Origin of the sequence: Candidatus Laterigemmans baculatus, assembly GCF_010367455.1 — a bacterium.
In the GTDB taxonomy this organism is placed as follows: domain Bacteria; phylum Planctomycetota; class Planctomycetia; order Pirellulales; family Pirellulaceae; genus Laterigemmans; species Laterigemmans baculatus.
Genome location: NZ_WRPR01000053.1, coordinates 1 through 12,058, shown reverse-complemented (window position 1 = coordinate 12,058; position 12,058 = coordinate 1). Strand labels below are relative to the sequence as shown.

10 protein-coding genes, 1 tRNA gene and 2 pseudogenes are annotated in these 12,058 nt (G+C 64.7%); 9 read left to right on the top strand and 4 right to left on the bottom strand.

Annotation, left to right across the window (positions count from 1 at the left end; all coding sequences use genetic code 11):
• Positions 1-200: 200 nt before the first annotated feature.
• Together GNK13_RS11745 and GNK13_RS11740 are read left to right on the top strand one after the other, a co-directional pair.
• Complete coding sequence (locus GNK13_RS11745; RefSeq protein WP_164102719.1) at positions 201-1,271, top strand: 3-keto-disaccharide hydrolase; 1,071 nt, start codon at positions 201-203, stop codon at positions 1,269-1,271.
• Between the two features lie 31 nt (positions 1,272-1,302).
• Complete coding sequence (locus GNK13_RS11740) at positions 1,303-2,004, top strand: hypothetical protein (protein WP_164102718.1); 702 nt, start codon at positions 1,303-1,305, stop codon at positions 2,002-2,004.
• Positions 2,005-2,170: 166 nt separating this feature from the next.
• Here the strand turns inward: GNK13_RS11740 and GNK13_RS11735 are convergent, their stop codons facing one another.
• Complete coding sequence (locus tag GNK13_RS11735) at positions 2,171-3,829, bottom strand: putative manganese-dependent inorganic diphosphatase (RefSeq protein ID WP_164102717.1); 1,659 nt, start codon at positions 3,827-3,829, stop codon at positions 2,171-2,173.
• Positions 3,830-4,822: 993 nt separating this feature from the next.
• Between GNK13_RS11735 and GNK13_RS11730 the strand changes: the two genes are divergently transcribed.
• The gene (locus GNK13_RS11730; protein ID WP_164102716.1) at positions 4,823-5,143 is read left to right on the top strand and encodes a hypothetical protein; all 321 of its coding nucleotides are present in this window, start codon (positions 4,823-4,825) and stop codon (positions 5,141-5,143) included.
• Between the two features lie 82 nt (positions 5,144-5,225).
• Here the strand turns inward: GNK13_RS11730 and GNK13_RS11725 are convergent.
• The 3 genes from GNK13_RS11725 to GNK13_RS11715 form a co-directional block, all read right to left on the bottom strand.
• Positions 5,226-5,298 (bottom strand) — tRNA-Lys (locus GNK13_RS11725).
• A gap of 106 nt (positions 5,299-5,404) precedes the next feature.
• Positions 5,405-5,593 carry a hypothetical protein gene (locus tag GNK13_RS11720; protein WP_164102715.1) on the bottom strand — a complete coding sequence of 63 codons (189 nt, stop codon included), beginning with the start codon at positions 5,591-5,593 and terminating at the stop codon, positions 5,405-5,407.
• A 530-nt stretch (positions 5,594-6,123) separates the two neighbouring features.
• Complete coding sequence (locus tag GNK13_RS11715) at positions 6,124-8,139, bottom strand: sigma-54-dependent Fis family transcriptional regulator (RefSeq protein ID WP_164102714.1); 2,016 nt, start codon at positions 8,137-8,139, stop codon at positions 6,124-6,126.
• Between the two features lie 234 nt (positions 8,140-8,373).
• Between GNK13_RS11715 and GNK13_RS11710 the strand changes: the two genes are divergently transcribed.
• The 6 genes and pseudogenes from GNK13_RS11710 to GNK13_RS21490 all read left to right on the top strand — a co-directional run.
• Positions 8,374-9,189 (top strand): enoyl-ACP reductase FabI, encoded by an 816-nt coding sequence (locus GNK13_RS11710; RefSeq protein WP_164102713.1) that lies wholly within the window; start codon positions 8,374-8,376, stop codon positions 9,187-9,189.
• Between the two features lie 87 nt (positions 9,190-9,276).
• A complete protein-coding gene (gene rpsR, locus GNK13_RS11705; RefSeq protein ID WP_261345414.1) occupies positions 9,277-9,555 on the top strand; it encodes a 30S ribosomal protein S18 in 279 nt (92 codons plus the stop codon).
• Between the two features lie 169 nt (positions 9,556-9,724).
• Positions 9,725-10,144, top strand: a complete 420-nt coding sequence (locus GNK13_RS11700; RefSeq protein WP_235935086.1) for an acyl-CoA thioesterase — start codon at positions 9,725-9,727, stop codon at positions 10,142-10,144.
• 27 nt (positions 10,145-10,171) lie between these two features.
• A pseudogene (locus tag GNK13_RS11695) lies at positions 10,172-11,092 on the top strand (prenyltransferase/squalene oxidase repeat-containing protein); the annotation flags it as partial.
• A gap of 21 nt (positions 11,093-11,113) precedes the next feature.
• Entirely contained in the window at positions 11,114-11,800 is a 687-nt protein-coding gene (locus GNK13_RS11690; RefSeq protein ID WP_164102710.1) for an ABC transporter ATP-binding protein, read from the top strand.
• 53 nt (positions 11,801-11,853) lie between these two features.
• A pseudogene (locus GNK13_RS21490) lies at positions 11,854-12,058 on the top strand (hypothetical protein); the annotation flags it as partial.

Below are 12,058 nucleotides of genomic sequence, written 5' to 3'. Positions count from 1 at the left end.
AGCGGCCGGCAACCGGCCCCCTCACCCTAGCCCTCTCCCCCACGGCTTGGCTGCGGAACTTTCGTTCGCAGCCAAGCCGCGGGGGAGAGGGGACTTAAAAACTGCACTACCTCTCTAGCTGGGGCGACTCTATCCAGCAGCCCACGGATTACACTGGTGGCCGATTCTCTCGCCCCCCTCGTGTTCCGGAGTTGCCTTCGATGCGTTGCTTGCGGCCGCTGCAAATTCTCGCCCTCCTGCTGATCCTGCCCGCCTTCGGGGCCGCCGCCCAGGAAGATGCTGCCGAGCCGGCCGCGGCGCAGGAGGAGAAGACGGAGGATCTCAAATCTGAAATCTCAGATGCAAAATCCGAGAAGCCAGAGCCAGAGCCAAAGAGCGACGCCGGCGACAAATCCAAGCCTGAGGATCTCAAACCTGAAGGCTCAGATTCGAATTCCGAGAAGCAGGAGGCGGAGCCGAAGCCAAAGAGCGACGCCGGCGACAAGAAAGCCGCGGACGCGCCTGAGGAATCGAAACCGGCCGAGCCGGCTCGGATTTCGGGGATCGGCTCGACCGACGGGCCGCAGCTGCCGGGCCAGCCGTGGCGAGTCCACGATCTGTTCCGCCCGCAGCCTCGGGTGGTCACTCCGGCCGATACTGAGCTCACGGTGCCGCCTCCGAGCGACGCGTTGGTGCTGTTCGATGGCACCGATCTTGCCCTCTGGGGACATCGCGACCGGGAGGAACCGGGGATGTTTGTCGAGCCGCAGTGGAAGGTCGAGAATGGCTATTTCCAAGCGAGCCGCGGCCACGGCGATCTGTATACGCTGGACAGTTTCGGCAGCGTTCAACTGCATCTCGAATGGGCCGCCCCGGAGGAGGCGAAGGGGCGTTCGCAAGGGCGCGGCAATAGCGGCGTAAAATTCCTCGGACTGTACGAAGTGCAGATCCTCGACTCCTACAACAACCGCACCTACGCCGACGGCCACGCCGGAGCGATCTACGGCCAGTATCCGCCGGCGGTCAACGCCAGCCGGCCCCCGGGAAAATGGCAATCCTACGACATCATTTTCGAGATCCCCAAGTTCGACGGGGACGAGTTGGTCCGCCCCGGCTTCATCACGGTGCTGCACAACGGAGTGCTCGTCCAGCATCGCCGCGAGTTGGCCGGCGTCACGGGGATGAAGAGCCCAGGAAAGTACAGCCCGCATCCGCCGGCCGGCCCGATCATGCTGCAGGACCACGGCAACCCGGTGCGGTTCCGCAACGTCTGGGTGCGCTCGCTCGACTAGTCCTGCCGCAGCGGACGGCCTGGGTCGTCCCATGAAACTTCCACGCCGCCCGGAGCCTCCCGCCGCACTCGCAGGGCGAATCCACCGCAGGCTGGTCATCACGCTCCAAGGGCTGTTGGCCCTAGGGGTCGCGCTCGCCCTGTTCGATGCCCGCTGGATGGCGGCGGCCACGACCTTTGGGGTCCTGCTGGTTTCGCTCCTCCCGACGCTGCTCGGCCGACGGCTGAAGGTTCACGTCCCGGCGGAATTTGAACTGCTGGCGGTGGTCTTCATCTATGCGGCGCTGTTTCTCGGCGAAGTCCGCGGCTACTACGTGCGGTTCTGGTGGTGGGACCTGCTCCTGCACACGATGTCGGGATTCCTGCTGGGGCTGCTCGGGTTTTTGCTCGTCTACGTGCTGAACGAAAAGCCCGCTCTGGGGCTGCACATGAAGCCGGGGTTCGTCGCCCTGTTCGCCTTCATGTTCGCCCTGGGCGTGGGAACGCTGTGGGAGATTTTTGAATTCGCGATGGATCAGGCGTTCGGACTGAACATGCAGAAGAGCGGCCTGCAGGACACGATGGGGGACCTGATCGTCGACGCGATCGGGGCGCTCGTGATCGCGCTGATCGGCTGGAGCTATCTGAAGACGGCCGGATCGAAGTCGTTTCTCGAACGCCGCATCCGACGGTTCGTCGACGAAAACCCACGGCTCTTTCCCGCCTCCCGCCAAAACGCGAGCGGCCGCGGGTAACCCTGAGCCGACGGCGCTAGCCGCGGGTGAGCCGACGGCGCTAGCCGCGGGGCACCCATCAGCCGCCGGGCGCTAGCCCACGGTTCCCACAAACCGGGTGACAACCGGACGCTAGCGCGTGGCGGCTGATTTCACTATTCGTGCAACGCCTCCCGAGCACGAACGGCTAGCCACCGACTTCGGGCGTCGACTCGAGCAGACTGATGATCAGCGGCAACAATTGTTTTTTGCGGCTGACCACCTCGTCCAACTGGTACAGCCGATCCTCGAGCTGCGGGTAATTGATCTCCTCCCATCCAGCCGGCTCGCTGCTCATCAGCAGCAGGCTGCCATTGCTGACGATATCGGTCACGAGCAGCGCCGAGAACTCGAGCCCATTTTCGCGAGCCAGTTCCTCGAGCGCTTCGGTCAGCTCTTCCTTCCGCTGCCAGAACAGATCGAAGCCGATCTCTTCGATCTGGGAGATCGAAAAATGCCGCCCCGCCTCCTCGAACTCCTTGCAGTCCTCGCGGACCACTTGGCGGGGGCTGCACCCTCGCAGCGCCGAGCCGACCTGGAAGAACTCTTGAGCGTACGCCGAGAGATCGACCGTGCAGAACTGCTGCAGCCACGAGAGCGTCTCGTGATCGACCGCGGTCGTCGTGGGCGAACGGAGGTGCAGCGTGTCGCTGATCATCCCCGAGGCCATGCAGAGCGCCATCCCGGGCGAGGGATCGACGCCCGCCCCTCGGAACATCCGGGCGACCAGCGTGCACGTCGAACCGACCGGCTCCATCAGCAGGCGAATCGGGTGCGAAGAGCGGAGCGAGCCGCCCAGGCGGTGGTGGTCGAGGACCTCCAGCACGTTGGCTTCCTCGGCCCCCTGAACCGCTTGCGAGAGTTCGTTGTGGTCGACCAGCACCAGTTCGGGCTTCGGCGGGCTGATCAAATCGCTCTTGCTGAGCACGCCGATCAGCCGGGTCCCGTCGACGACGGGAAAGATCGGCTGCGCCGAGCTGAGAATCTGCTGCCGAGCGGCCGCCACTGGGGTTTTGCCGGGGACGACGATAAAATCCCGCTCGATCACCGACTCGATCGCCCGCGCTGCCTTCAGCCGCATCGTCGTAGTTGCAGTGTCGAAGGGACTATTGATCACGGTCACGCCCCGCTCCACCGCCAGCTGCAGCAAGACGCTCGAGAGTTCGTATCCGCCGGTGACGACGATGCCCCGGACTCCCCGCTCAAGCGCCGCGACCTGGATCGTGGGACGGTCGCCGCAGACGACCAGCATCCGTTCGGCGGGAAACTTCTCGAGCCGTTTGCTGAACCCACCGGCGCTCATCGCCCCCACGGTGACGATCAGATCCTCCGCCCGGTCCGGTTCGATGGCGTGCTGAAACGAGCCGCCGAGGACCGATACGATTTTGTTGAAACTGCTCCGCACTTCCCGGGAGTGGACCGGGTCGACGCCCCCCTGAAACACCAACTCCAGCAAATCGAGCAGCGTCACGATCCCGGCCAGCGCCCCGCTCTCGTCGACGACCGGGATAGCTCGCAGCTCGTGTTCGTGCATCCGCTGATACACCTCGTAGAACACGTCGGTCGAACGGGCGACGTTGAGGCTTCGATCGCAGACATCCTCGACCTCCGGCCGCACGTCCATGATGATCCGCGGCGCCGGGAGCCCCGCTTTGCGAAGGGCAAACTCAGTCCGCTCGTTCGGCGGTCCGCAGCAAGCGGCGACGGCGTCCGGACGGCTCGTCCGCCGCAAGAAGTCCGCGTAGGCGATCGCCGCACAGATGGCGTCGGTGTCGGGATTGCGATGTCCGAAGACGTAGAGCGGCATGATCGGCGGGCTGCAAAGCAAGGTGGCGAGTGGGCTTGCTGCCCCACTTCCCACCGGAGTCTAGCCGCCTCGAATTCCCGCGGCAACAGCCGAGCAAACTCCGCTAGCCGCCACTCAAGGTGCCACATGCCGCCGCTCGCGGATCGGTGCAGAATTTCCTGAGTGTGATTAGACCAGCGCCTCTATGGTCCATCCAACAGCCCAAACGAGTGCCATCCACGCCACCTTTACATTTTCCTCATACCAGACGTGGCCGCCGGATACGAAACGTAAGTAGGCACCCCCCTGCGATACGAACGTCGAGTTGGAATTTTTTTTCGAGTTAAGGCGGGCGATTCCACCCACAAAAAACGGCTTATGGAGATCTATTACCCCGCCCAGAAATATACTTTTATCCTATAAAGAAACTTCAGAAACACCTGCTATAAGGGAGACCTCGTAGTTTACAAGACACTTTGCAATGGCACCCAGGAGGCCCACCCATGCGCAAACAATCCGCATCCGAATTTACGGCGGCAACCTTTATTGGATTGACTTGCATCTGCGCCGCGGCAGCACCCGCCATTCCGACGCCGGAGAGCGTTTGCCAAACGCCTCATCGAATGGAGAGTTGGGTCTCATCGATTCTTAATCCCACCCACTCTCGGGAACTCATTCCGGCAACCCGCCTCGACCACCAATGGCCGCCGGCCCACCCCCTGGCGACGCCGGCGCTGCACGGTGCCCCAAAAGGAGCCGATGCCCCAAAAGGAGCCGGCGCCCCAAACGAGCCGGTGTTCTAAGCAGCCTCGCCTGCGGCTTCCCGCAGCAGCATCGCGTCCTCGCTCGGCGAAACCTCCCCAATCCGCACGGGTTCAAACCCTACTCTCCGAAAACTCGTTCCTTAAGGCAGCCGTTCGCATCCTTCACCGGCCGCTGGCATCCTTCACTGGCGGTTCGCATCTTTCACTGGCCGTTCGGGCCCCCTCGCAACGGCACTCCGGAAGCCGTTCCATGCGCAGACGATCCACTCCCGAATTTAAGGTGGCGTTTCTGATGGGTTTGACCTGCGTCTGCGCCGCCGCAGCACCAGCGGCTCCGACGCCCGAGAGTCTCCGGCAGACGCCCCACAAGATCGAGAAATGGGTCGCCTCGATCATCAATCCGCCCGAATCGCGGGAACTCTTCCCGCCACTTACAAAAGACCGCCCCGGGTCGACGGCCCCGCCGCTAGTGAGCGGGCCGCGACTGTCGAGCAGGCCGCGACTGGCGAGCGGGCCGCAACTGGCGAATCGGCCGCGCCTGGCGAGCAGGCCATCGGTGCGGGTGTTTTAAGAACCCGTGGCACGGGCACAAAAAAACCCCGGCGGAACCGGGGTTTGGATCGGCCGCAATGGCCTCAGACGCATTGAGAAAGTACCCCCGCAAGGGCTCGAACCTTGGACCCACGGATTAAGAGTCCGTTGCTCTACCAACTGAGCTACAGGGGCTTCGTACTCGTCGGGGCCAGCCGCTGTGCGACTGGCTTACCCGAGTGTGTCGGCATTCTAGCACGAAGCGGTTGAAGAAAAAGCCCTGTTCCGGGTCCTCTTTTGTTCAGCCCGCGGCGTTCGCCTCGGTGCGGCGGCAGCTTGCCCGCCACCCCCGCAGGCGCCCGATGGTTTCTCGCTGACGCTCCCGCTCGGCGAGCAGATCCTCGATCGCGACGGCGATCGAAGCGGGCCGAGGATCGCATCCGAGCAACTCGGCAAATCGTTCCATCCAGAGAGGCAAATCATTGGGCATCGCTTCCTCCACTCCGCTTCGCCGTTCGAATTGTAAACCGCGCGGGCAGACCGACTGAGCCACCCCACTCAGTATCCCCAAAACGGAAAACCGCGAAACCCCACAATATAGGCAAGAAAAAAACATCCCCCCGGGAGGGTCGGGCAGACTTGCGAACGGAGCCTGGACCTGGGATGGTGAAAACTTTCACGTGAGTGAGTTGAAGCGGTTCCGTAAAAGACATCACCCTCCCCCCGGGAGGGTCGCGAGGAACGAGCGGGGAGGGGCCGGTAGACGCTCGCGTAATGAGTGCGTGTGACCCTTTTTGCTCGACGGATTGGCTTGTGTTCTAACGGCTCAATCGAGAGTTCGTGCCGAAACCCATTGCCCTCCCCGGGCCTAAGAGCCCGACCCTCCCGCAAGCGGGAGGGTGAGATTTTGACGTGCCGTTTCTACTTCGGGCGACCTTTTCCTCCGGGCTTTTCACCATCCCGGCCGGGACCTCCGACGCGCGGCGGCCTCCTACGTCGTACGAGAATAGCCCGCGGCGCTCAGCTCTCGCTCTCCGCTCCGCTGATCCCGAGCTGTCGCATCTTGCGGTAGAGGTTCGAACGGTGCAGTCCCAACCGTCCGGCCGCGTCGGTCATATTGCCTTCGCAGGCGGCAATCGCTTGCTCGATGTGCTGCACCTGAAAATCGCGAGTCGCATCGGCGAGCGTCCGCCCCGCGTTGGAAGCGGGAGCCGCCGCTGGCGTCTCCCCCTGCATCGCCAGAGGCCCAGCAAGGGAGGAGAGGGCGAGATCCGAGGCTTCCACCGTATCGCCTCCGCAGAGATAACAGATCCGCTCGATCAGATTCCGCAGCTCGCGGATGTTCCCCGGCCACGAGTACCGCAGCAACTGCCGCCGTGCGGCTTCGGACAAGCGGGGCACGCGGCGACCGACCTGGTGAGCGAACTGGTGGAGAAAATGATCCGCCAAGGCAAGAATGTCTTCGCCGCGTTCGCGGAGCGGCGGGAGTTGGAGGGTCACGACGTTCAGCCGAAAGAACAGATCCTCGCGGAATCGTTTGGCCCGAACCATTTCCGCCAGCGGCTGGTTGGTCGCAGCGACGACGCGGACGTCGATCGGGATGGGCGTCGAGCCCCCGACGCGGACCACGATCTTCTCTTCGAGCACCCGCAACAGCTTGGCTTGGCCGCCCGGGCTGAGGTCCCCCACTTCGTCGAGGAACAATGTCCCGCCGCTGGCCAGCTCGAACTTTCCCACCCGGGTTTGATGGGCATCGGTGAAGGCTCCTTTCTCGTGCCCGAAAAGCTCGCTCTCGAGCAGACTCTCGACCAGCGCCGCGCAGTTGACGGCAATGAAGGGCTGGTGTTTGCGGGGGCCTTGAAAGTGGATGCTCCGTGCCAGCACTTCTTTCCCAGTGCCGTTTTCGCCGAGCACCAACACCGCCAGATCGGTCTCGGCGACCCGCCGCGCGGTCTCCCGCAGCGCGACCATCGTGCTGTGATTTCCGATCACCCGCGCTCCCTCGGCCGCCGAGTCGGTCATCCGGTCGCGGCACTCGGCGAGCGCTTCTCGGGTCTGCGTGCTGCGGATGGCGGCGGCCGCCTGGGCGGCGAACTCCTCGAGCGCCTCGACGTCCTCTTCGGTAAAGGCTCCGGAGCGGCAATTGATCAGCTCGAAGACGCCCAGCCGAGCCTCCCCCTGCCACTCCGCGGGCGCCGCTCCCGAAGCCTCCTTGGCTTGCGGATCCCAGAGCGGCACGGCCAGCAGCGAGCAGGTTTCGAACCGCAGGCGGCGATCGACCGAGCGATTGACCTCGGCTTCCCCATCGTCGCCCGCTTGCCACCGCCGCGGCCGCCCGCTCTGCAGCACCGCTCCGACGATTCCCTCCGAGTCATCCACTTCGAGCTGCCCTCCTTCGACCCCCAGGGCGGGCCGACCGACCAATTTGCGGCGGCTCCGATCCCACAGGAAGATGCTGGCCCGCTCCGCCCCGAGCAGCCGCGTGGCGGCTGCGGCGATCGCCTCGAGCAGCTCGCTCGAATGTTCCGTCTGCGACCACTGGGCCCCGATCCGCAACATCGCCGCCAGCCGCTCGCACCGCGAGGCGCTGTGCTGCTGGCGGCGAGCAATCTGCAGCGCCATCCCCACCAACCGGGCCACCGCTTCGATCTCCTCGATCCTCGGCGGGCGGTCCGGGTCGCAGCCGCCGAGCAAGAGCACCCGCGGGATCGCATCGCCCACATCGAGAGGAGCGGCGACCCACGAACCTTCGACTTGCCGGCGGCCCACTTTTCCTCGGCCCGCGTCGACCACTTCGCCGATCAACGTTTCAGGCAGCGGCCCCTGGGTGCCGATCCAGTCGCTGGCGGCCCACCCCCGCCCGCGCTGGCGAACGATCCCGGCCCGCCCGCAACGAAACGTCGGGACCAACTGCGGCAGCACGCTACCGAGAATCTGCCGCGGGTCGCTGCTCCGCGCCAGATAAACCAGCAGCAACCGCGACAACTCGGCAGTGCTCGCGTGCTGCTCGAGCAGGGCGATTTCTTCGGACGGCATCTGCGGAGGGGCACCAGTGAAAGAAAGGGCAAAGGAACTCGAAGAGACGCGAGACGGTAAAGACGGTAAATAGGCGCGGCCCGGGGTCGCTGGCTATGTTGTCCGGTTTCGGCCCGTCCGAGCACGCGACCCGACCCTCTGAGCGGGGCAGGCCACTATAGGCGGGGGGAGAAAAGCGGCACAGAGAGCCTCATCCCATTTTCACACTCTCAGCAACCACGAATCGAGGAACGGATGGATTTCAGCGGCAAGAAGGGTTTGATTCTAGGTGTGGCTAACGACCATTCGATCGCCTGGGCAATCGCCAAACGGATTATGGAGGCTGGCGGTCGGTGCGCCTTTACCCATCTTCCCGACCGGGAGGACGACGAGCGGCAGCGGAATCGTCGCCGCGTCTCGCAGCTGACCGACCAGTACGAAAACGCTGAACTGCTGATGCCCCTGGACGCCCAGGACGACGAGCAGATCCGCGACGTGGTCGGCCAGACGGTCGCCAAATTTGGCAAGCTCGACTTCGTGCTGCACTCGATCGCCTTTGCCGATCGCGAGGATTTGGGACGCGACACCGTGTTCACCAGCCGCTCGGGGTTCAAGTTGGCGATGGACGTCAGCGTCTACACCCTGATCGCCGTGACGGCCGCAGTTCGCGAGCACATGGCTCCCGACGGGGCGATCGCGACGATGACCTACTTCGGCGGCGAGAAGTGCGTTCCGGGCTACAACGTGATGGGGATCTGCAAAGCCGCACTCGACGCGACGGTCCGCTACCTGGCGTACGACATGGGTCCGCTCGGGGTTCGCGTCAACGCCCTCTCGGCCGGCCCGATGCGGACCCTCGCTGGCCGCGCCGCCGGAGTCGACGAGATGCTCCAGCTGTATGAGCACATGGCTCCGCTGGGCCGCAACGTGACGCACGACGAGGTCGGCAACACCGGAGCGTTCCTGCTGCACCCGGCGAGCAACGGCGTCACCGGCGAAATCCTGCACATCGACGGCGGCTACCACGCGATGGGATCCCCCGGACGACTGCTGAACCGGCTCAAGGGCTGACCGACAATTGGGACTTGTCTCGCTTGGACCAGCCGTGCATAATCCGCGGCTCGACATTCTGTACCCGATCATTCTGGAACCAGTGCCATGGCCCCGCGCCCGATGAGCAACCGGAGTCGGGCCCGCAAGCGATCGCGGGTTCGCTCCCGGACGAAGAAGAAAGACCCGATTTTCGTCGATGGCCACCGTCCGCGGCCGATGTATATCGATTACAAAGACACTGAACTGCTGAAGAAGCTGGTCAATCGTCACGGTCGGATCGTCGGTCGCCGCAAGAGTGGTTGCACCGCCGTCAGCCAGCACGCGGTCACCGCCGCGATCAAACGAGCCCGCTTCATGGCTCTGCTGCCGTACGTCGGCGAGTGATTCGCCGCCCTCCCGGCCTCGACTGAATCACCAAAAGACGCGAAGCTGAACCGGCTTCGCGTTTTTTGTTGCGCGTGTCGCCTCCGGGCCGGCTGAGACTCCTCCCCGGCCCCGAGAGTCCGACCCTCCCGGGGGGAGGATGAAGTTCCACTACGCCCGCTCCTGCTCCATGCCGTTTTGCACCCAGCGTCGAATTGAATTCCGCGACACCGACGCGGCCGGGATCGTCCACTTCTCGGCTTTCTTTCCGTTCCTGGAGTCGGCCGAGCACGAGTTGCTTCGCAGCCTGGGGCTATCGGTCATGCAGCCACTCGACGACGGCGGCCACCTCACCTGGCCGCGGGTCGCCGCCACCTGCGACTACACGGGGACCGCAAAGTTTGAGGACCTGCTGTCGATCGAAGTCGCGGTCGAACACCTCGGCACCAAGAGCGTGCGGTATGGTTTTACGATCCGCCGCGACGCTTCGCCGATTGCCACCGCCACGCTGACGGCGGTTTGCTGCCGGTTGACCGCCGACGGACAATTGACGTCGATTCCGATTCCCGACGACGTCCGCCAGCGACTTGAAAGCGTCGCCAGCGGCTGACGCTCGCCCCTCCAGAGTGGTCGACTCCCCTTGGCCTACCTGACCGACCTGACCCTCCGCTTGGCCCTCGGCACCGCGACGCTCCCGCCGGAACTTCGCTCCCGCCATTTGCAGTACCTGCTGGCCCAGCAGCGCCCCGACGGCGGCTTCGGCGGCCGCGAGGGAGGAAGCGATCCGTACTACACCGGCTTCGCCCTCCGCGCCCTGATGGTCCTCGGCGAGCTGCAACAGGAGCCGGCGGAGCGGGCCGCGCGGTTTCTCGCCAGCCGCCTCACCGGCCGCGAAGGGATCGTCGACCTGATCTCGCTCGTCTTCGCCGCCGCGGTCGTCGAGCTCGGGGCGGGAGTCGACGTGCTCCGCGAAGCTCCGAGCGACTGGCCGCAGAACCTGGCCAAGCTGCTCGAGACCTATCGCCGCGACGACGGCGGGTACGCGAAAAGCCCCGATGGACGAGCCGGCAGCACTTACCAGACCTTCCTGACAATCCTCTGCTACGAGCTGCTCGAGATCGAACCGGCCGAGGTCGACCGCGCGATCGCGTTCCTGCGCGAGCGGGAACATCCCGATGGAGGATTTCTGGAGATCCGCGTCGGCAAGCGGCCCGGCGTGAACCCTACCGCCGCGGCCATCGGAGCCCTCAAGACGCTCGGAGCGCTCCAGCCACCGACGATCGAGCGGACCGTGGAGTTCTTGCTCGACCAGCAAAGCGATGACGGCGGGTTTACCGCCAACACGCGGATCCCCCTGGCCGACCTGCTTAGCACCTGCACGGCGACGATCACGCTCGCCGATCTCGGAGCTCGCGACGCAATGGATGTCGAGGCGGCCCGAAAATACGTTCTTTCGATGGAGCGCCCAAGCGGCGGCTTTGCAGGCTTCCTGATGGACCCCGCCCAGGATGTCGAGTACACCTTTTACGGCTTGGCCACCCTCGCCCTACTCGCCTAGCCCCCACCCTTGCGATTTCCGATGCCCACGCTCCTGGCCCAGCACCTCGCCAAATCGTATCCGACCCCATCGCAGCCGCTGGTGGTGCTGAGCGATATTTCATTCTCGATGGAACGGGGCGAGAGCCTGGCGATCGTCGGTCCGAGCGGATGCGGAAAAAGCACGCTGCTGAACCTGCTCGGCGCGCTCGACCGCCCGACGTCCGGCCGGTTCGAGCTCTCCGGGACCGACCCGGCGCAGCTGAACGAAGCAGCCCTGGCCCGCTTTCGCAACGAGCAGATCGGCTTCATCTTCCAAGACCACCACCTGCTGCCGCAGCTGACGGTGCTGGAGAACGTGCTGGTCCCCGCCCTGGCCGCGGGCCGTCCCGACGCCGGCGCCACCGCGCGAGCTCGGCAGCTACTCGACCGCGTCGGGCTCAGCGATCGCCTGAGCCATATCCCGGGTGAACTTTCGGGCGGGCAGAAGGAACGCGTCGCCGTCGCCCGCGCCTTGCTCAACCAACCCACGCTGGTGCTCGCCGACGAGCCGACCGGCAACCTCGACCGGAGCACCGCCGAGTCGATCGCGACGCTCCTCAAGGAACTGCAGCAGGAGCAAAACACGCTGCTGATCGTCGTCACCCACAGCGAATCGCTCGCCGCCCAAATGGATTCCCAACGCGAGCTGATCGACGGAAGGCTGGAGGAGGTGGCAGGTAGCAGGTAGCAGGCAGCAGGGAGCAGTTTTCTCGTACTCGTACTCGTACTCGTACTCGATTGTTGGCGGCTGGGTTGCATGGGAGGCCGAACCGTGAGGAGCGAGCCCGATTTCGCGAGGAATCGCTGGCTTCCGACTCGCCCCAGGGCACTGCGATCGAGTACGAGTACCGCTGCGCTGAGTACGAGTACGAGTACGAGTACGAGTACGAGTACGAAGAAATTTTACCGCCTCCCGCCTCCCGCCTCCCGCCTCCCGCCTCCCGCC